11 protein-coding genes are annotated in these 19,611 nt (G+C 73.8%); 7 read left to right on the top strand and 4 right to left on the bottom strand.

The annotated features are described in order from the left end of the window. Positions 1 to 217: 217 nt before the first annotated feature. On the top strand, positions 218 to 946 hold the full coding sequence (locus EDD29_RS18330) for an HAD family hydrolase (RefSeq protein ID WP_211359777.1): 729 nt from the start codon (positions 218 to 220) through the stop codon (positions 944 to 946). Positions 947 to 1,017: 71 nt separating this feature from the next. Here EDD29_RS18330 and EDD29_RS18325 read toward each other — a convergent pair whose 3' ends face one another. Further along, positions 1,018 to 1,638 (bottom strand): TetR/AcrR family transcriptional regulator, encoded by a 621-nt coding sequence (locus EDD29_RS18325; RefSeq protein WP_123665580.1) that lies wholly within the window; start codon positions 1,636 to 1,638, stop codon positions 1,018 to 1,020. Positions 1,639 to 1,714: 76 nt separating this feature from the next. On the opposite strand from EDD29_RS18325, the gene EDD29_RS18320 reads away from it, so the two are divergent. The 5 genes from EDD29_RS18320 (at position 1,715) to EDD29_RS18300 (ending at position 11,777) form a co-directional block, all read left to right on the top strand. Next, the gene (locus tag EDD29_RS18320) at positions 1,715 to 2,167 is read left to right on the top strand and encodes a nitroreductase/quinone reductase family protein (protein WP_123665579.1); all 453 of its coding nucleotides are present in this window, start codon (positions 1,715 to 1,717) and stop codon (positions 2,165 to 2,167) included. Positions 2,168 to 2,391: 224 nt separating this feature from the next. Further along, complete coding sequence (locus EDD29_RS18315) at positions 2,392 to 5,652, top strand: metallophosphoesterase (protein WP_123665578.1); 3,261 nt, start codon at positions 2,392 to 2,394, stop codon at positions 5,650 to 5,652. A 73-nt stretch (positions 5,653 to 5,725) separates the two neighbouring features. Beyond that, positions 5,726 to 6,424, top strand: a complete 699-nt coding sequence (locus EDD29_RS18310; RefSeq protein WP_123665577.1) for a TetR/AcrR family transcriptional regulator C-terminal domain-containing protein — start codon at positions 5,726 to 5,728, stop codon at positions 6,422 to 6,424. A 145-nt stretch (positions 6,425 to 6,569) separates the two neighbouring features. Continuing rightward, on the top strand, positions 6,570 to 7,544 hold the full coding sequence (locus EDD29_RS18305) for an NAD(P)-dependent alcohol dehydrogenase (protein WP_123665576.1): 975 nt from the start codon (positions 6,570 to 6,572) through the stop codon (positions 7,542 to 7,544). Positions 7,545 to 8,156: 612 nt separating this feature from the next. Further along, the gene (locus EDD29_RS18300; protein WP_123665575.1) at positions 8,157 to 11,777 is read left to right on the top strand and encodes an Ig domain-containing protein; all 3,621 of its coding nucleotides are present in this window, start codon (positions 8,157 to 8,159) and stop codon (positions 11,775 to 11,777) included. 53 nt (positions 11,778 to 11,830) lie between these two features. On the opposite strand, the gene EDD29_RS18295 is transcribed toward EDD29_RS18300, so the two are convergent. Then, positions 11,831 to 13,051, bottom strand: a complete 1,221-nt coding sequence (locus EDD29_RS18295) for an MFS transporter (protein ID WP_123665574.1) — start codon at positions 13,049 to 13,051, stop codon at positions 11,831 to 11,833. A gap of 163 nt (positions 13,052 to 13,214) precedes the next feature. On the opposite strand from EDD29_RS18295, the gene EDD29_RS18290 reads away from it, so the two are divergent. Beyond that, a complete protein-coding gene (locus tag EDD29_RS18290; protein ID WP_123665573.1) occupies positions 13,215 to 14,474 on the top strand; it encodes an APC family permease in 1,260 nt (419 codons plus the stop codon). An 8-nt stretch (positions 14,475 to 14,482) separates the two neighbouring features. Here the strand turns inward: EDD29_RS18290 and EDD29_RS18285 are convergent, their stop codons facing one another. Together EDD29_RS18285 and EDD29_RS47730 are read right to left on the bottom strand one after the other, a co-directional pair. Then, the gene (locus tag EDD29_RS18285) at positions 14,483 to 15,319 is read right to left on the bottom strand and encodes a Cof-type HAD-IIB family hydrolase (RefSeq protein ID WP_123665572.1); all 837 of its coding nucleotides are present in this window, start codon (positions 15,317 to 15,319) and stop codon (positions 14,483 to 14,485) included. Between the two features lie 211 nt (positions 15,320 to 15,530). Beyond that, positions 15,531 to 19,490: a BTAD domain-containing putative transcriptional regulator gene (locus EDD29_RS47730; RefSeq protein ID WP_123665571.1), complete on the bottom strand. Its 3,960-nt coding sequence runs from the start codon at positions 19,488 to 19,490 to the stop codon at positions 15,531 to 15,533. Between the last annotated feature and the right edge of the window lie 121 nt (positions 19,491 to 19,611).

Genomic DNA, 19,611 nt, shown 5'->3' with positions numbered 1-19,611 from the left:
GAACAGGGCCTGGGCGTCGGCGCCCGCCGCGCTCGCGGGTTCGAGGACGAACCAGTGCGACGGGCGGGCCGGGCCCCGCCCGGGCCCCGCGTCCAGGCGGAGCCGAGCCTGCCATCGTCATCAGTGGATCGAGTGGTCCTGGTAAGGGCGACGGCATCGGGCTGGGGATCGCCGGGAGGCTCGCGGCGGCCGGGGCCGAGGTGGTGCTGCCCGCGCGGTGCGCTGGGGTTTCTTCCACTCCGGGCGCTTCTCGCAGCAGTACCGCGAACGTTTCGGCGAGCTGCCGTCAGCGACGCTGCGCCACTGGCTCCGCCCGGCCCCGGACGTCGCCGGCGCCCTCCAGTACGGTGGTCCGGTGACCCTCAGCCTGCCCCCCGGTGAGTTCGACGCCTACCTCTTCGACTGCGACGGGACCATCGCGGACTCCATGCCGCTGCACTTCCTCGCCTGGCAGGAGACGCTCGCGGAGTGGGGCTGCGAGCTCTCCGAGGAACTGTTCTACGCCTGGGGCGGCCGGACGGTGCCCGACGTCATCTCCGACCTCAACACCGCCCGGGGACTCGCCATGCCGGTCGCGGCCGTCGCCGCCCGCCATATGGAGCTCTACGAGAAGATGCTCCCGAGACTGGCCGCGGTGCCCGACGTGCTCGAGCACATCGAGACCGCGCACGGCCGCATCCCCTTCGCCGTCGTGTCCGGCAGCACCCGGGCCTCGGTGACGGCCTCCCTGACCGCCCTCGGGCTCCTCGACAGATTCGACACGATGGTCTGCGCCGGCGACTACGCGCGCCCCAAGCCCGCCCCGGACCCCTTCCTCCTGGCCGCCGAGCGACTGAACGTCGACCCGGCCCGCTGCCTCGTCTTCGAGGACGCCGACAACGGCATCCGATCCGCCCAGGCCGCGGGCATGGCCTGGGTCCACGTCCCCGCCCCCGGACGACGCTGACCCACCGCAGCGGACCGAACCGGCTCGCCTCCGATCTTCCAGGAGCCGGTCGGGCCTTTCGCTGAGCCCTGTCAGCGGTCGCGGTTCTCTTCGGCGCTCCCGGTGAGTTCGTCGAGGAGGTCGGGGCCCAGGGCGCTCGCCAAGGTGCGGAGGCACATTCGGTGGAGTTCCGGGCGGGTGATGGATCGGGTGTGGACCCATTCGGTGCAAGCGCCCCGGACGAACATGAGCCAGCCGTGGAGGGCGGTGGAGGCCAGGGCCCGAGCGTGGCCCTCCAGGGCGGTGGCGTCGATCATGCGGCGGCGGAGGGTGGCCAGTTCGGTGGAGATGATGCCTTGGATGAGGGGGTCGCCGGAGAGGGGGCCTCGGTTGACGGCCAGGGCGGCGTGGGTGTTGTCGACGAAGTAGTCGATGTGGGCGTCCAGCCCCGCGGCCACCTGGTCGGCCAGGGGCAGGCCGGGGTCGGGGGTCGCGGCGGACAGGAGGGCGTCGCTGTCGCGTTGGAAGATCGCGGCGAAGAAGTCGCGCTTCGTAGGGAAATAGCGGTACAGGAGGGCGCGGGAGACCTGGGCCTGTTCGGCGACGCGCTCGATGAGGACCTCGTCGTAGGGCTGCGCGGCGAACATCGCGGCGCCGATGTCGAGGAGCTGGGCGCGCCGCTCCTCGGGAGCCATCCGTCGTCGTGTGCCCATGGGCCCGAGCTTAGTTGACGCGTGTCCACTAGGCGGCCTAGCTTAGTGCACACATGTTGAATAAGGAGGAGGTCCCATGGCCGCCGCACAGCCCAGGACGGTTCCGCGCTCTGTCAACGTCATCGTCCGGGCGGTGCTGCGCTCGCCGGCGCACCGCCTGATGAGCCGCAACACGATGCTGCTCTCCTTCAGCGGCCGCAGAACGGGCACCGCCTATACGCTGCCGGTGAGCTACTGCCGCGACGGCGAGAACCTCACCTGCTTCACCGACGGCACCTGGTGGAAGAACCTCCGCGACCCCGCCCCGGTGCGCATGGTCGTCGCGGGCCGCCGCCTCACCGGGGTCGGCGAGGTCGTCACCCAGGATCACCAGAGCGCAGTCGACGCCCTGCGCACGTTCCTCCACCGAACGCCCCGCGACGCGAAGTACCACGGGGTCCGCACCGGCGCCGACGGCGAATACCTCCGCGCCGACCTCGAGCGCGCCGCCCGCGCGGCCACCATGGTCCGCATCCGCCCGGCCCCCTGAACAAGGGGGGCGGCCCGTCCCGGGGTCGAAGGTCCCGGGACGGGCCGTGGGACGGGGTCAGCTCGCCATGGTGGCGAAGGCGCCGGTCTCGTAGGAGCCGCCCGGCTTGTGCACGATGACGTTCCTGCGGGTGGCGGCGTTGGCCGAGGGGAGGGAGGAATGATCATTGTGCGTGCGGCGCGGGTATGCCGGTGTCTGTGCGGACTCGTGACGGGGGAGGTTCCGTGGTCGTGCGGCGCGGGCTTCGGGTGCCGGGGGCGGTGGTGCTCGTGCTGGGGCTCGCCGGGGCGCCGGGCGCGGCGGCCAGGGCGGAGGGCGGCGTCTGGCTGTCGGTCGAAGACGGCGACGTCCTGGACGGCGGGGTCGAGCTCTTGGCCGCCGACCGGGCAGGGGGCGGGCAGGCGGTCTCGCTCCGCGTCGACGGCGAAGACGTCCCGGTCACCACGGTCGTCCCGCAGATCGCGGTGAGCTTCCAGGCGGACGGCTTCGACGCCGGCGACGGCCACCGGAACAGCCTGTGGGTCAACGGGGTCAAGGCCGTGGAGCCGAAGGTGAGCGCGCACGGGTACGCGAAGGTGACGGTGCCGGTCCCGGCGACCGCGTTCCGGGCGGGGGCCAACACCGTCCGGCTGAGCACGGGCAGCACCGAGGCGACCGACGACCCGGACGGCGGCAACGACGACTTCACCGTCCAGGACCTCAAGGTGACGTTCCCCGACGGGACCACCGCCAAGGACCCGGCCGACCGGCCCTTCACCCGGTTCCCGATCGGCGACGTCGCCGGTAGACCCCGTCACCACGACTGGCACATCGACGTCCCGGCCGTCCAGGTGCGCGGTCTCCAGTCCCACGGGTGGGACACCGCGGGACTCGCCGAGCGCCCCTACGAGATCGTCGCGACCTCGGCCGACGGCGCGCGCGTCGCCCGCGCCCGCGTCGCCGTCGACCACTCGGGCCCGGTGTCCCTCGATCTGTCCGACGGCGACACCGTCTCCGGCGACCGCGAGCTCGTCGCGGGAGGCGCGGGAGAGGTGCAGATCAGCGTCGACGGCCGCCCGCTGGAGACCACACGACGGGACTCCGCCGATCCCGCCTTCGTCTTCGACGCCCACGGCCTGGAGACGGGCCGCCACCGCGACAGCGTCTGGCTCAACAGCGAACTCCTCGCCGAGCCGGAGCCCGGCACGGTCACCGACTACGCGCGAGTCCGGATCCCCGTTCCGCTCGCGAAGCTCAAGCCGGGCCGCAACGTCCTGCGGATCCGCACCGGCACCGCCACGGCCACCGCGGACGGGGCGGGTGACAACGATGATTTCATCGTGCGCGACGCCCGCCTGGAGTTCGGCGCCGGCCGCACGCTCCGCGATCCCGCCTTCGACCCCGCGACGGGACTGGCGATCGGCGACGACGGCCCGGTCAAGACCTACCACCGGGACTGGACGTTCACCGTCCCCGACGACCTGCGCACCGAGCACGCGGCGCGCTGGGACAGCACCGCGGTCGCCGACGGCCCGCACACCGTCGCGGCGTCCCGGCCGGGAGGCGCCCGCGAGGCGGCCGCCCGGGTGGTGGTCGACAACACCGGGCCCGCCGTCACCGTCCGCAGCCCCGAGGCGGGCGAGCGGTACCGGACGCCGTTCACCGTCGACGCCGCCGTGACCGACCCGCACCGCGTGGTGTCCGTCGCCAGGACCCTGGACGGCAGGACCGTCCACGACGGCGCCGCGTTCACCGCCGACGACCTCGAAGACGGCGCGCACACTCTGGCCGTGGCCGCGACCGACGCACTCGGCAACACCACCGAGCGGACGGTGCGGTTCAGCACCCTCGGGAACTTCCCCGACACCCCGAGTGACCCGTTCCCGGCCGACCGGACCACCGAGGTCTCCCCGACCCGCGCCACGCTCGGCGTCACCGTCGCCGACCCGGCGGGCGACCCGGTCGACGTCGCCCTCAAGTGGGCCTACCTCGGCGACTTCACCGACCGCGCGGCCGCCGCGACCGAGGGTGTCTCCACCTCCCCCACACCGGCGCGCGTGGCGGGCGAGGCCATCGAGACCGCCGCCCTGGCCGCCGACGACGGCAGGACCGCCACCGTCGAAAGCGACCGCGCCTACCCGTTCCAGCAGTTCGATCTGGCGGTCCCCCGCGACCTCGCCGCGCCGCGCCACACCGTCACCTGGCACGGCACGGTCCCGGCCGGGCAGCGCGCCGTCCTGTCGGTGTGGAACCACGCCACCCGCTCCTGGCAGCCGCTCGCCGACGGGCAGGGCGGCGCCGACCTGGCGCTGAGCGGCGAGGCCGAGGTGGCCGACACCGTGCGCCGGGGCAGGGCGAGGTTCATGGTCCAGAACGTCCCGGCCTCGGTGATCTCCGACCGGGACGCGGTCTTCGCCTGGATCACCGACACCCAGCACTACTCGGAACGGGAACCCGACACGTTCCAGAAGATGGTGGACTGGGCGATCGAGAACCGGCATGGCGGGAACATCGGCTACGGCGTGCACACCGGCGACATCGTCAACGACGCCGACGCCGCCGAGCACTGGGCCCGCGCCTCCCAGATCATGAGGACGTGGGACGAGGCAGACCTGCCCTACGGCATCGTCCCGGGCAACCACGACCTGAGCGACGGCCGCTACGACGCCTACCGCGCGCTGTTCGGCGCGGACCGGTACGCGGGCAGGCCCTGGTACGGCGGCACGGCAGACGACAACGTCCAGCACTACGACCTGGTGTCCACCCCCCGCGCCGATTACCTGATCGTCTACCTGGACTGGAGCCTGGACGACGCCGAGATCGCCTGGGCCGACCGGATCATCAAGGCGCACCCCGGTCACAACGTCGTGATCGCCACCCACATCTACCTCAACACCGTCGGCGCCTACTCCGGACCGGGCAGGCGGATCTTCAACCGGCTCGTGCGGCCCAACGAGAACGTCGCCCTCGTGCTGTCCGGCCACTTCACCGGCGCGGCGCGCAACGTCCGACGCCTCGGCGACCGGACCGTCGTGGAGGTGATGGCCGACTACCAGGAGGTGCCGACGTCAGGCGGCGGCTGGATGCGCACCCTGGCCTTCGACACCGAACACCAGAAGCTCACCAACCAGACCTTCTCCGTCCTGACGGGCGGAGACCACCACTGGCAGGAGGACCTGGAGAACTTCACCGAGGACATCACCCTCCGCCCGCCGAAACGCGCCGTGACCACCGACCACCTCGCCCTCACCGCCAAGACGACCCGGACCCTCGCGGCACTCGCCGACGTCCCCTCCGGCACCCGGTTCACCGCCCCGACGGGCCTTCTCCGCCCCGCCACCCGCCACACCTGGTACGCGGAGGCCACCGACGCCGACGGACACCGCACCACCTCCCCGGTCTGGTCCTTCACCACCGGCGCCCTCCGGCCGGCCTGGGCTCCATCGGCCAAGGGCCAGGGCCGCCAGGGAATAGGCGGTGCACGGCCCGGAGGCGGGGACCGGTAGCGCCGGTCGGTCTTGCCTCGCGCTGATCGCCGGAAGGGCCATGGGCGGATAGGGTGCGGCGGAAAGGATGCGCATGGATCTGTGGATTGACGCCGAGGCCGACGAGGCTCCCCGTATCCCGCTGAGCCGGCGGCGGGTGCTGCGGGCGGCGGTGGCGATCGCCGACCGGGACGGGCTCGACGCGCTCACGATGCGCCGGGTGGCGCAGGAGCTCGGCGTCGAGGCGATGTCGCTGTACCACCATGTCGCCAACAAGGAAGCCGTCCTCGACGGGGTCGTCGAGGTGATCCTCGGCGAGATCTTCCAGGCGGTGGAGCAGGCCGGGTCGCCCGCGCCGGGGGATGACTGGCGGGGGGCGCTGCGCACGCGGATCCTCACCGCGCGGGAGGTCTTCCTGCGCCATCGGTGGGCTCCCCAGGTGCTCACCTCGCGCACCACGACGAGCACGGCGGTCGTCGCCTACTACGACGGCGTGGTCGGGATCCTGCGGGCGGGCGGGTTCTCCTTCGATCTGGCCCACCGGGCGCTGCACGTGCTGGGCAGCCGCGCCCTCGGGTTCGCCCAGGAGCTGTTCGATCCGGGCGCGGCCGCGACGGAGGACTCCGCCGCGATGGCCGAGCAGATGGCCGAGCACTTCCCGAACCTCGCCGGGATGCTCGCCGCCCACGACGACCCGGACGGCACCCTGGGCTTCTGCGATGACCGATTCGAGTTCGAGTTCGCGCTCGACCTGATCCTCGACGGGCTCGATCGCCGCCGCACCGGTTCCTGACCCCGTCTGACGCGTCCCGCTTTCTGTCCCGATCACGCCATCTTCCCGGCACGCCCTTGACGGACTTACGAGATAAGGCAAACATACGACGTATGGCAGCCTTATCTCGTATGGCTGTCCTTTCGCCCCGACGGAAGGAAGACCCATGAAGGCCTGGACCTGGGACCGCTACGGCCCGCCCGACGTGCTGACCCTCCAAGACCTCCCCGAACCCGCGCTCGCCCCGGACAAGGTGCTCGTCCGGGTGCGGGCGGCGTCGGTCAACCCCTACGACTGGCGGCACCTGCGCGCCGCCCCGTTCCTCGTGCGGCTCAGCGTCGGCCTGCGGCGGCCGCGACCCGGTCTGATCCTCGGCGCCGACGTCGCGGGCGTCGTCGAGCGGGTAGGCGAGGAGGTGACCGGGCTCCGCCCCGGCGACGAGGTCTTCGGCGAGGTCCCGCTCGGCGCGTTCGCCGAGTCCGTCGCGGCCTCCCCCGCGACCCTCGCGGTCAAGCCCGCCGACCTGTCCTTCGAGCAGGCGGCCGCGGTGTCCATGGCCGCGCACACCGCGCTCCAGGGCCTGCGCGACGTGGGCGGGATCGAGGACGGGCAGCGCGTCCTCGTCATCGGCGCCTCCGGCGGCATCGGCACGTTCGCCGTCCAGCTCGCCAAGGCGTTCGGCGCGGACGTCACCGGCGTGTGCGGCCCCCGCGGCCTCGACCTGGTCCGCTCCCTCGGCGCCGACGCCGTCGACTACACCTCCACGGACTTCACCGAGCGCACGGAACGCTACGACCTCGTCCTCGACATCGCGGGCGGCCGCTCCCTGCGCGCCCTCCGGCGCCTCCTGCTCCCGCGCGGCACCCTGGTCCTCGTCGGCGGCATCACCTCCCGGGGCGGCCTCCTCGGCCCCGCCGCGCAGCAGGTCCGCGGGTTCCTGCTGTCCCCCTTCGTCCGCGAACGCGTCGCGGCGGTCCAATGGAAGCCCAACACCGCGGACCTCCGCCTCCTGGCGACCCTCATCGAGGAGCGCCGACTCGCCCCGGTCCTGGACCGCACCTACCCCTTCGCCGCCCTCCCCGAGGCCCTCCGCCACCTCGAGCAGGGCCACCCCGTGGGCAAGATCGTGCTCACCCTCTGACCCGCCTGCCGGCCCGCCCTCGCCGAGGGAACGTTCGGGGAACGCGGCCTGCCTAACGTCCTCGGTGACGGACGGCAGGGCCCGGTAGCTCGAGGTCCCGCCCGTCCGGGTCTCGTTCCCCCGACCCGCAAAGGCGGCGCACCATGAGCATGACCCTTTCCTCCCCCTCCGTCGGCACCGTCCGGCGCGCCGAGCGTGCCGGGCTCGCCGACCCGGCCTCGCGAACACTCGAAGGCCCCGGCTCGATGAGCGTGTCCTGCCTCCTCATGCAGGACACCGTCGCCGCGGACCTCGTCTCGGTCGGCGCGGGCAAGGGCAAGGTCGCCCTGTTCGCCAACCCCTACCAGGACGGCAAGGAGGAGGCCCTCGTCGTCGACGAGAACGGCGGCCTCACCTACCTCCGGCGCGACGATCCCGACGACATCGCCGAGAACGGGACGGCCACCGGCTGGCGGCAGTCCCCCGGTCCTCGGACCCGGCACGACCACGCCCGCCACCGAGGTCGTCATCGTCGTCCACCCCCGGGACCGCACCCTGTGGGCCATCTACGCGGGCGGCCCTTCGACCCTGCCCAAGGCCCTGCGCCTGGTCCCCACCACGACCCGGAACGGCATGGTGACGGGCTGGGCCTGGCAGGCCGACGCGGCGGCCATCGACTTCGGCGGCGGCTCCGGGGTCGCCGGCGTCGGCCACCTGCACGTGTACTACGACGGCCGCACTCCGGTCGTCACCGGCGCCGACCCCGCCACGGGCGCGCTGGTGACCATCCGCGTCGAGAACGGCGGCGGTCGGCGCTTCGCCGCGCTCAACAACGGCGCCTCCGTCACCAAGGCCGGACGGCTCGACGAACTCGCGGGCGGCCACACCCCGACCACCATGACCCCCGCGGCCCCGATGAGCGGCTGGATCGCCTACGCCCGCGTCGGAGCCAAGCTCACCCGCTACAACAGCGTGTCCCCGGCGGCGGCCGCGCCCAAGCCGATCGCGAGCACGGCCACCGACCTCGTGGGCGTCTACCGGGCCTACGGCAGCATGGACCTGGGCTGCCTCTACCTGGACGCCTCGGGCAACCTCGTCACCTGGCACGAGGACGGCACCCAGAACGGCAGGTACACCTACACCGCGGGCCTCGGCCTGTACTCGGCCGAGGCGTGGCTCGACGGCGACGGCATGGTCCACGTCTTCGGCCTGACCGCCGGATCCGGCGGCGTCCCGGCCAACACCCTCAAGGTGCTCCACCAGGTCGCGTGGAGCTCCACCGGCGCGCCCGTCTGGTCGCTCGCCGTCGCCCGGGACACGAAGGGCACGGTCCTCGGCACGCCGGTGCCCGCCTGCGTCGCGCTCGTGCCCAAGGTCGCCCGCTTCGCGCTCGACGCCTTCCCCGACGCCTCGCCCAGCCAGTTCGTCATGCGCGAAGGGGTCAAGGCCGCCTCCGACCAGTTCGCCCTGCACACCCAGGACGCCGCCGCGCGCTGGACCCGCGACAAGGTCCGCCTCCCCACCGGCGGCGCCCCGCACCTGGTCGGCCACTACGTCAGCTCCGTCACCGTGCTCGACGGGCGCGGCACCCCGATGCCGGGGCTGCCCGTGGCGGTCTCCGCCGACACCCTCGTCGAGATCAAGGTCGACGGCGCCTCCTACCTCGTCGGCCCCGGCCACGGCGCCGCGCTCGCCACCGACCTCCAGGGCAAGCTCACCATCGCGACCACCGCGGACAGCCTCCTGCCCGCGACCCTGCACGTGGACACCGTCGGCCCGGAGAGCGGCGCGGTCATCCAGCCCGCCGCCGCCGTCCACGACTACCTCGCCGGGACCGGCACACTCCCCTCGCAGAGCGGCGTGTTCAGTGAGGAGGCGTTCGCCTCCGCCAAGGTCGACGGGGTCCCGATCATCGACCCGGCCAGGCACGGCGCACCCGCGATCAAGGACGCCTACACCGGCATCGGCCAGGTCTTCCAGCAGGCGTCGGGCACCGGCCTCGTCTCGCGGCGCTTCCAGGGCGCCGGAGCCGCGCCGGCGATCCACGGGTTCGCCGTCGGCTCGGCCCCCGTCGTGCGCGGCACCGCGGGAGCCGGCCGGGTCACCTACACCGAGTTCGCCACACCCGCGGAGGTCGCGGCCCACCTGGACGCCATCCGCGCGCTCCCGCAGTACGGCGGCGTCTGGGACGACTTCCTCGACTGGGCGGGCGACGTCTGGGAGGGCGTCAAGAACGGCGCGATCGCGGTCTACCACGTCGCCGTCCACGCCGTGACCTCGGTGTTCGTCTACATCGGCGACAAGATCGTGGAGCTCGTCGGGTTCGTCCTCGACACCGTCGACGCCACGGTCCGCGCCGTCGAGGCGGTCGTCCGCGAGGTCGTCGAGACCATCACCGCGGTCGTCGACTGGCTGAAGTCCCTGTTCGACTTCAAGGACATCTGGGACACCAAGACCGCCCTCGAATCCGGGATGCGGACCCTGACGTCCTATGCGTCCTCCACCATCGAGTACTACGGCGGCCGGGCGTCCGGGTGGTTCGCGGCCCAGGAGCAGAAGGTCACCGACACCCTCGTGGCGCTCAAGGAGGAGTACGCGGGACGGCCGCTCGGCGACGCGGCCAACCAGCCGCCCACCGTCACCGACCCCTCCGGGCACGGGCTCGCCGACGGCCAGATCAAGGACAACCCCCAGTCGACGTGGATGCTCACCCAGGTCATGGGGCCCAAGACCGTCGCCGCCACCCGGGCCGCGACCTCGAAGGCGCTCGCCTCCGGCCCGATCACCGACGCCTTCGGCGTGTTCCTCGTCGACCTCGCGCAGACCGACCTGTCGGACACCGCGGACCGGGTGCTCGCCGACCTGGAGGCGATCGTCGCGGGCGTCACCGACCCCGCCGACCCCGACGCGGGCGCCAAGGCGTCGGTGGTCGCGGTGATCGACATCCTCGAACAGCTCAGCCTCGGCGCTCTGCGGGCGGCCGACCACGTCGTCGCGGCGGTCGTGCGGCTCGCGACCACCATCTGCGCGCACCTCCAGAAGGCGCTCGACGAACCGTTCGACCTCGGCGGGCCCGTCAACACCCTCTACCGGTGGATCCAGGAGCAGGCCGGGGTCACCGACGTGAAGGACCTGTCCCTCGGCGGGCTGATCTTCCTCATCGCGGGATTCTTCACGACCACGTCGTACAAGCTCGTCATGGGCGTCGACGAGGCCCCCTTCCCCGGCGGCCTCTTCCCGCCGATCGCCCCGCCGCCGTGGCTTTCCGTCCCGGACGACACCGTCGGGATGCCCCCTGCCGAGCTCAACGCCCTCTACAAGAACCTCCAGATCGTCTCCGGATTCGCCGGCGTGTTCGGCGGCGGCTTCGACGCGATGGCGGACCTGGTCCCGGTCGTCAGCTTCAACGAGACGGGCGACTGGCCCTACCAGCTCCAGCAGTTCATCGGCATGAGCTCGGCGCTCCTGTCCAGCGGCCTGTACGGCACGCTCAGCTCCCTGCCCCCGGTGGGCGGCAACGACTGGAAGGGCGCTGACGGGGCGTGGACCATCGCGTGGGTGTTCGCCGCGGTGAACACGCTGTTCTCGGTCGGCACCGTCTTCCTCGACAACGGCAGGAAGGACTGGCAGAAGGACACCCCGATCTTCCGCAACACCGGCAAGGTCGAGAAGAAGGGGGGCGAGACCGCCGTCACGGCCACCCGCGGGCCGCTCATCGTGGGCGCGCTCTCGATCGGGTTCCTCGCGGCATCGGGCGCCGCCTGCGCGAAGAGCCACACGAACCCCTACGGGACCGCGCAGATCATCCTGTCGGGCCTGCCGGGAGTCTTCGGGCTCCTGCGCTGGAACCTGCTGCCCAAGGACCCGGCGAGCCGGAACCGGGCGGGCATCGCGGCCCTGCTCGACGTCGTGGCCACCGAGAGCTCGGCGATCATGCTGCTCGCCGGGGGAATCGTGACCGGTGCCCCGTACATCGGCCCGGAGCAGCCCCTGGGGTACGGCGCCGTCGGCAGGCCCTACCGGGCCGAGATCCACGCCAGCGGCGGTACGCGGCCCTTCGACGCGCCCCTGAAGGACTGGACCGTGGCCTCCGGCACCCTGCCCACCGGACTGACCCTCGACCCGGCCACCGGCACCGTCAGCGGCACCCCGACGGCCCCCGGCACCTGGCGGTTCTCGGTCGGCTGCACCGACTCCTACGGACCGCCGCAGTACTCCAACATCGCCGGAATGACCCTCACGATCACCCCGTAGCGGGCCTCGCGCCCTCGGGCCCCTCCGACGACCCCGTCGGAGGGGCCGCACGGCTACGGCCGCGCCGACCCCTTCGCCTCCAGCACCGCCGCGCCTTCGGTGACGGGTTCGGGAAGCGGCTCCGCGCGGTCGGGGTTCCGGTCGAGTGCCGCGCCGACGAACGCGAGGGCCAGGCCCGCCAGAGCGAGGCCGGAGCCGACGAGGGCGGGCGAGGCCCAGCCCCAGCCCGCCGTGATGGCGAGGCCGCCGAGCCAGGCGCCGCCCGCGTTGGCGAGGTTGAACGCCGAGTGGTTGGAGGCCGCGGCCATGGTCGGCGCGTTCTTCGCCTTGGTCATGAGCAGCATCTGGAGCGGCGTGGTGATGAAGGAGCCCATCATGCCGATGAAGACGACCGTCACGAGGGCGGGCACCGTGCTGTGGACCGTGAAGTAGAAGACCGCGAGTCCTACCGCGAGCAGGAGGAACCCCGCGTACAGCGTCGGGCGCAGCGCCCGGTCGGTCAGCGGACCCGCCAGGAGTGTGCCGAGCGTCATGCCGACGCCGTAGAGCGCGAGGACCAGCGTGGTCGACGAGTCGGACATGCCTGTCACATTTGTGAGCATGGGCACGAGGTAGCTGTAGACGGCGAAGAACCCACCGAATCCAACGACCGCCGTGATCAGCCCGATCCCGACCTGGGTGTTGCCCATGGCCCGCAGCTCGTGCCGGACGCCCGCCTTGGGCCCGCGCGGCTGGTGCGGGATGAACAGGGCGAGCCCTGCGAGGGCCACGAGGCTGAGGACGGTGACGGCGAGGTAGGTGAACCGCCAGCCCAGCTCCTGCCCGAGCGCGGTACCCGCCGGGACGCCGATGATGTTGGCGATGGTCAGCCCGAGGAACATCATCGAGACGGCCCGCGCCGCCCGCTCCGGCGCGACGAGCCGCGCGGCGACGACCGCGCCGACCCCGAAGATCGCCCCGTGCGGGAGGCCCGCGAACACGCGCGCGGCGAAGAGCCACCCGAACGTCGGCGCGAGCGCGGACGCCGCGTTGCCGATCACGAACACCCCGCACAGCATCAGCAGCAGCCGCTTGTGCGGGATACGCGCCCCGATCCCGGTGAGCAGCGGGGCGCCGACGACGACGCCGAGCGCATAGGCCGACACGATGTTGCCCGCTTGCGGCACGGACACCCCGACCCCGTCTGCGATCTGGGGCAGCAGCCCCATCGTGACGAATTCGGTCGTGCCGATGCAGAACGCGGCGGCGGCCAGGGCGAGCAGAGCCAAGGGCATGGGGAGTTGGAACCTTCCAAAAGAGCGGTCTAGACCATGCTAAGGCCGAAATACCGCCCGAAATCTCCGCACGGGACCTCGGACGCGACCGAACCCCGTTCCGTCATCTCGGGCCGATATCGTGCGCCGGGATCGGTGGCCGGTACGGGGAGAGGCAGGGATCATGGGCCCGTCGACGGCTTCGGCCGGGCAGGGGGAGCTGCGGCGGAGTCTCGGGATCTTCGACGCGGTGGTGGTCGGGCTCGGCGCGATGCTCGGGGCCGGGATCTTCGCGGCGCTCGCGCCCGCCGCCGCGGCGGCGGGGTCCGGGCTGCTCCTGGGGCTGGGGCTCGCCGCGGTGGTGGCCTACTGCAACGCGACGTCCTCGGCGCGGCTCGCGGCCCGGTATCCGAGGTCCGGCGGCACCTATGTGTACGGGCGGGAGCGGCTCGGCGCGTTCTGGGGGCACCTGGCGGGGTGGGCGTTCGTCGTCGGGAAGACCGCCTCGTGCGCGGCGATGGCCTTGACCGTCGGGGCCTACGCGTGGCCGGACCAGGCGCACGCGGTGGCCGTCGCGGCGGTGGTCGCGCTGACCTCGGTGAACCTTCTCGGGGTGCGGAAGGCAGCCTGGCTGACCCGGGTGATCGTCGCGTTCGTGCTGGCGGTGCTGGCCGCGGTCGGCACCGTCTGCCTGACCGGTTCCGCCGCGGACGCCGCGCGCTGGGGCGTCGGCGCGGACGCCGGGGTGCTCGGGGTGCTTCAGGCGGCGGGCCTGCTGTTCTTCGCGTTCGCCGGTTATGCGCGGATCGCCACGCTGGGCGAGGAGGTCCGCGACCCCGCCCGCACGATCCCGCGCGCCGTCTCCCTCGCGCTCGGAATCACCCTCGCGATGTACGCCGTGGTGGCGCTGGCCGTCCTCGCGGTGCTGGGGCCCGAGCCGCTGGCGCGCGCGGAGGCCCCGCTCGCCGACGCGGTCCGCGCCGCCGGGGCGCCGGTCCTGGTCCCGCTGGTGCGGGTCGGGGCCGCGGTGGCCGCGCTCGGCTCACTGCTCGCGCTGATCCTCGGCGTCTCGCGCACCACCCTGGCGATGGCCCGAGACCGGAACCTGCCGCACGTGCTCGCCGCCGTGCACCCGCGCTTCGGCGTCCCGCAGCGGGCGGAGCTCGCGGTCGGCACGGTGGTCGCGGTGCTGGCGGCCACCGCCGACCTGCGCGCGGCGATCGGGTTCTCCTCGTTCGGCGTCCTGCTCTACTACGCGATCGCCAACGCCTCGGCCTGGACCCTCTCCCCCGCCGAAGGGCGGCCTGCCCGGGTCGTCCCGGTCCTGGGCCTGGCCGGGTGCCTCGTCCTCGCCTTCACGCTCCCCGTGACGTCGGTCCTGTGGGGTGCCGGGGCGGTCGCCCTTGGGGCCGCCGCCTACGGGGCCCGCAAGCTCCGCGCCTGACGGGATCGTCAGCGGCCGTCGAGGAGTTCGGTGAGGACGCGGGTGACGCCGTTGTCGGTATTGGCCGGGGCCCGGTGGCGGGCGCGGGCCAGCACCTCGGGGTGCGCGTTGGCGGTGGCGAAGGACCAGGTGGCGAGGTCGAGCATGGCGAGGTCGTTGAGGTAGTCGCCGAAGATCATGGTCTGGTCGGGGCCGATGCCCAGCTCCGCCTGGAGCTTGCGCACGGCGACGCCCTTGTCCGTCAGCGGGTCGAGGACGTCGACCCAGTGCTCGCTGGAGACGACGACCTGCTGGTCGGGGCAGGCGGCTCGCACGGCGGGGTAGACGGCCTCTTCCGCCGCGCCGAAGGTGAACACGGCGACCTTGACGAACTCGTCGTCGATCTCCGTGGCATCCTCCACGACGCGGTACTCGTGGTAGTAGCGGGCGATCTCCGCGAGGAAGGGGGCGTCCGACCGTTCGACGTAGGCCGCGCGCTTCCCGCAGACCACCGCCCCGACGTCCGCGCCTTCCCGGGCCAGACGCCGGACGGCCTCGACGGCGTGGGCGGCGATGACCGGCCCGAGCGTCACGGAGCTGAGTTCAGCGCCGTCCCGGACGACATAGGCCCCGTTCTCCGCGATGTAGACCATGCCGTCGTCGACCCGGGCGAACACGGCGGCCAGGGTGGCGTACTGCCGTCCGCTCGCGGGGCTGAACACGATCCCGTGCTCGCGAAGCCGCGGCAGCAGCGTCCACAGCTCGTCGGGCACGCGCCCTGCGCCGTCCAGGAGGGTGCCGTCCATGTCCGTGATGATCAGCCGGATGTCGGACGGCGCAGGCAGCGCGACTTGCGAGACTTCCATGATTTCCTGTCGTTCGTCCTGCCGATGACCAGAATGAGCAGGTCAAAGGGGTTATACCGCCGCGTTCGGACGCCCGTCGGCTCCCCAGCCGACTGCGTCCGGAATGCCCGACTCGCCATCGAAGCACGCGGCCTGGTCGATGACCCGGGCCTGGCCCAAGGCTACCGGACGACCCCGTTGATCCGCTTTCGCGGCGGAACGCGCGGGCGGGCTACCACCATGAGGTGGGGTCGGGGCTCCGGGCCGTGGTGATGGTGCGGGTGAGGCGGCGGAGGCCGCGGGTGGTGGCGGCCTGGTCCAGGAGGGTGCTGGGTTCCGCGTCCGACGGGGTGCCGGAGAGGCGAAGGACGCGGGCGAGGGCGACGCGGGAGTGGGCGGCCCAGAGGGTGAGGCCCGTGTCGTCCTCGAGGGCGACCGCGGAGCGCAGGGCCGCCTCGGCGGCGGGGAGGTCGCCGCGGCGTTCGGCGAGCAGGCCGAGGAGGCGGACGACGGAACCCCGGCAGAGGACGCCGGTGCCGGCGAGGGCGATCCGGGCCGCGTGCGGGGCGAGGACGCGCTCGGCCTCGGCGACCTGGGCCGGGGAGCCCACGGCGGCGCAGACCTCGGCGCGCACCGCCCAGGAGTGGACCAGGCCCCAGGCGGGCAGCGGGGGGTCGGCGAAGGCCCGGTCGAGGGCGTCACGGGCGCCGCGCAGGTCGCCCGCACGCAGCAGGCCGAGGGCGGCGCCCTCGATCATGCCCGGCATACCGGCGTCGGCGACCGCGGTGAGGGCGGGCACGAGTTCGGGCAGCCTGTCCTGTTCGTCGCGCAGCGCGAAGAGCTGGCTGGCGACCGACTCGTCCGCGCCCCACATGCCGGTGCTGCGGTGCAGCGCCGCCGCCCGGTCCGTCGCCGCCTCGGCCGCGGCGAGGTCGCCGCGGACGAAGCTCTCCATCGCGGCGAACCACCCCTGCTGGGCGAGCAGGGCGGGCAGACCGAGCCGTTCGGCGAGCCTGCCGCTGCGCTCCACCTCGGCGCGGCTCTCCCGGCGGCGTCCGGCCTCCAGCAGGGAGACCCCCGCGAACCAGCGGCCGAGCGCCTCGGCGGCCGGGCCCGCGGGCAGCGCGGCGAGCTCGCGCGCCTGCTCGATCCGGGTCTCGACGGTGTCGGCGGCCCAGGTCGTGACGAGGTGGGCGCCGAGGATCCGGGCGAGCAGCCCGACGTCCCCGGCGGCGCGGGCCCGCGCGACGGCCCGTGCGGAGACGGCCCGGGTCCCGGGGACATCGCCGGTTTTGGCGGTCTCCGCGGCCAGGCACGCCAGCAGGAGGCCGCCGAGCCCGTCGTCGAGCGCGTCGAGTCCCTGGGCGCTGGCCTCCATCCGGTGCAGCACGACGGGGTCGGGGAAGGGGCCCGGCCAGACGGGGGCCGTGGCCGCGCCGTAGGCGACGAGGGCCTCGGCGACGCCCTTCTCGTCGCGCAGCTCCTCGGCGATACCGACCGCGGCGAGCATCGCCTCCCGCGCGCCCGCGACGTCCGAGGCGTCGCGCCGCGCCGCGGCGAGCGCGACGAGCAGTGCGTGCCGACGGGCGTGGTCCAGCTCCCGGTCCGTCTCCGCCAGCCGGAGCGCCCGCTCCCGCCAGCGCGCCGCCTCGATCGGCGCGTTGCGGGCACTCGCCTCGGCCGCCGCGTCCTCCGCCGCCCTGACGGCCCGGCCCGCCAGCCGCGGCATCCGCGCGGCGGCCCCGTCCAGGTGCGCGGCGAGCGCGGCGGCGGGCCCACCGTCCTCGGCCAGCGCGTCGGCGGCCTTCAGGTGCAGGGCGGCCCTCCGCCCCGGCCGCAGATCGGCGAGGATCGCGTCCCGCACCAGCGCGTGCCCGAACCGCACCTGCCCGATCGCCTCCGCGTCCTCCTCCAGCACCCGGTGGATCACGGCGACGTCCACCAGATCCAACGCCTTCTCCGGATCAAGCCCGCAAACCCGCCCCAACAGCTCCACATCGACCCGCTGCCCGAGCACGGCCGCCGCTTGGAGCACCCCCCGCACCTCCTCCGGCAACGCCGCCACCCGCACCCGCACCACATCCCGAATCCCCTCGGGAACCCCCGCGAGCACCCCCCGCAGATCGCCCGGCACCACGAGACCCCGACCCCCACCGGAAACCTCCACGCCCACCCCCACCCCACCGCTCCCGGCACCGGAGACTCGATCGTCCCGCAACGCGTCGGATGCCCGACCTCCCCCCGGATCGCCCGGCTCCCGGCCCTCACGGGCACTGTCAGCCTCCCGGCGCTCGCGCGACGCGTCGGATGCCCGACCCTTGCCGATGGCACCGGGCATCCGCCCGTCGCGCGCACCGTCGGACTCCTGCCGCTCCCCCAGATCGCCAGGCTCCCGGCCGTCACTCGTGCCGTCGGGCTCTCGGGCTTCCAGCGTCGGGTCGGAAGGCCGGTCGTTCGGCTCGGGATGGGCGGGCCGGGGGCTCTCGAGGTCGGAAGGGCGGCGGGTTCGGGCGGCGGCGAGGATGGTGGTCCAAGCGGGCCCGGTGGGGGCGGGGGTCGCGCCGGGTCGGGCGGTTTCAGCGAGGAGGCGGGTCATCTCGCGGAGGAACAGGGGGTTGCCTTCGGTACGGGTGTGGAGGGCCGCGAGCTGGTCGGCGGGGAGGGGGAGGGCGGTGACCGCCCGCACGTAGTGGTGGGTCTCGGTGAGGGTGAAGCGGTGAAGGGTCAGGCGGGTGGCGCCGGCTCGGGTGAGGGCGGCGAGGGCCGCGGCGAGGGGGCCGTCGGCGGGCGGGGTGTCGCGGGTCGCGGCCAGGAGGCAGCAGGGCAGATCGGGGAGCGTGTCGGCGAGGGCGGCGAGGACCTGGAGGGACGGGCTGTCGAGCCATTGGAGGTCGTCGAAGACCAGGGCGACGGGTTCGGGGGCGGCGGCCAGCGCGGTCCGGACCGTCTGGACGACGTTCCAGCGGGCCACGTCCGGGTCGGTGCCGGACGTGTCCGGCAGTGCGGCGCCGAGCCCCGCAAGGACGGTGTGCCACCCGTGCCACGGCGGCGTGCCCTCCGGGTCGCCCGCCACCGTGATCGGCCGCGGTCTCGCCGCGCCGGACGGGGCGGGCCGGGTGAACTCGCGCAGCAGCCGGCTCTTGCCGATGCCGGGCTCGCCGGAGACGACGACGATCCCGCCGCGTCCCGCGAGTGCGGTACGCCCGGCCGTCACGAGCGCCGCGAGGGGGTCCGCCCTGCCGACGAGGACTTCGGCGGGCTCGGCCGCCTGCTGCGACGTCGGCCAGGACCGCCCCGCGACGGGCGAGCCCTCGGCCGTCGAGTACCGGGAGGGACCCGCGTCGGCCGATCCGTCGACCGACACGAACCCGGACGACCCCGCGCCGGGCGGTCCCCCGGCCGTCGGAAGGCGGGGCGGCGGCGTGACGGGTGGCGGGTCCAGGTGCGGGGCCTGGCGCAGGACGTCGGTCTCCAGCGCGCGGAGCGCCGGACCGGGGTCGATGCCCAGGTCGTCGGCGAGGCGGAGGCGCACCTCGCGGAGCGCGCTCAGCGCCTCGGCCTGGTGGCCGGACCGGTACAGCGCGACGACGAGCAGTTCCCAGACGCGCTCGCGCAGCGGATGCTCCACGGCCAGGCGGCGCAGCGCGGGCACGGCGGCCCGATGCCGGCCGAGGGCGACCTCCGCGGCCCACAGGTCCTCGGCCGCGAGCATCCGCAGCTTGAGCAGCCGTTCCGTCTCCGGCCCCAGCGCCGCGACGGGCACGTCGGCGTAAGGCTCCCCGCGCCACAGGTCGAGCGCCTCGGCGAGCGCGCCGCGCGCCCCCGTGTTGTCCCCGGCCGCGAGCAGGTCGTGCCCCAGCGCCGCCGCGCGTTCGAACCTGACCCGGTCCAGCCGCTCATCCACGCGCAGCGCGTATCCGGGCGGCGCGGTGACCAGGACCGTGGCGGGGGCCCCAGGCCGTCGGGCGGGCTCGAGCGCGCGGCGCAGGTTCGACACGTACACCTGGAGCGACCCGAGCGGGCGCGGCGGCGGGCTGCCCTCCCAGATCTCCTCGATGAGCCGGTCCACCGAGACCGGGCGCGGCGCGACGGCGGCGAGCAGGGCCAGCACGGTCCGCTGCTTCGGGCTGCCCACATCGATCGCCGCGCCGTCCCGCCACACCTCGACGGGGCCGAGCACCCGCATGTCCATGCCCCGTGCCTCCTCCGGCGGCGACACCACAGGCCCGCGAGTCTAGTGACGCGCGGGCCTGTGGCGGAATCCATCGGAAGGACACGATGCCGGACGATCCCGGCCGGCATCGCGGCACGGC

It is taken from the genome of Actinocorallia herbida, from assembly GCF_003751225.1.
In the GTDB taxonomy this organism is placed as follows: Bacteria; Actinomycetota; Actinomycetes; order Streptosporangiales; family Streptosporangiaceae; genus Actinocorallia; species Actinocorallia herbida.
This window is presented reverse-complemented; position numbering and strand designations above follow the sequence as displayed.

Coding starts and splice junctions, on each gene's coding strand:
- EDD29_RS18325 (WP_123665580.1), bottom strand. CDS start 1,638: ATGGGCACACGACGACGGATGGCTCCCGAGGAGCGGCGCGCCCAGCTC.
- EDD29_RS18320 (WP_123665579.1), top strand. CDS start 1,715: ATGGCCGCCGCACAGCCCAGGACGGTTCCGCGCTCTGTCAACGTCATC.
- EDD29_RS18310 (WP_123665577.1), top strand. CDS start 5,726: ATGGATCTGTGGATTGACGCCGAGGCCGACGAGGCTCCCCGTATCCCG.
- EDD29_RS18305 (WP_123665576.1), top strand. CDS start 6,570: ATGAAGGCCTGGACCTGGGACCGCTACGGCCCGCCCGACGTGCTGACC.
- EDD29_RS18300 (WP_123665575.1), top strand. CDS start 8,157: ATGGTGACGGGCTGGGCCTGGCAGGCCGACGCGGCGGCCATCGACTTC.
- EDD29_RS18295 (WP_123665574.1), bottom strand. CDS start 13,051: ATGCCCTTGGCTCTGCTCGCCCTGGCCGCCGCCGCGTTCTGCATCGGC.
- EDD29_RS18290 (WP_123665573.1), top strand. CDS start 13,215: ATGGGCCCGTCGACGGCTTCGGCCGGGCAGGGGGAGCTGCGGCGGAGT.
- EDD29_RS18285 (WP_123665572.1), bottom strand. CDS start 15,319: ATGGAAGTCTCGCAAGTCGCGCTGCCTGCGCCGTCCGACATCCGGCTG.
- EDD29_RS47730 (WP_123665571.1), bottom strand. CDS start 19,490: ATGGACATGCGGGTGCTCGGCCCCGTCGAGGTGTGGCGGGACGGCGCG.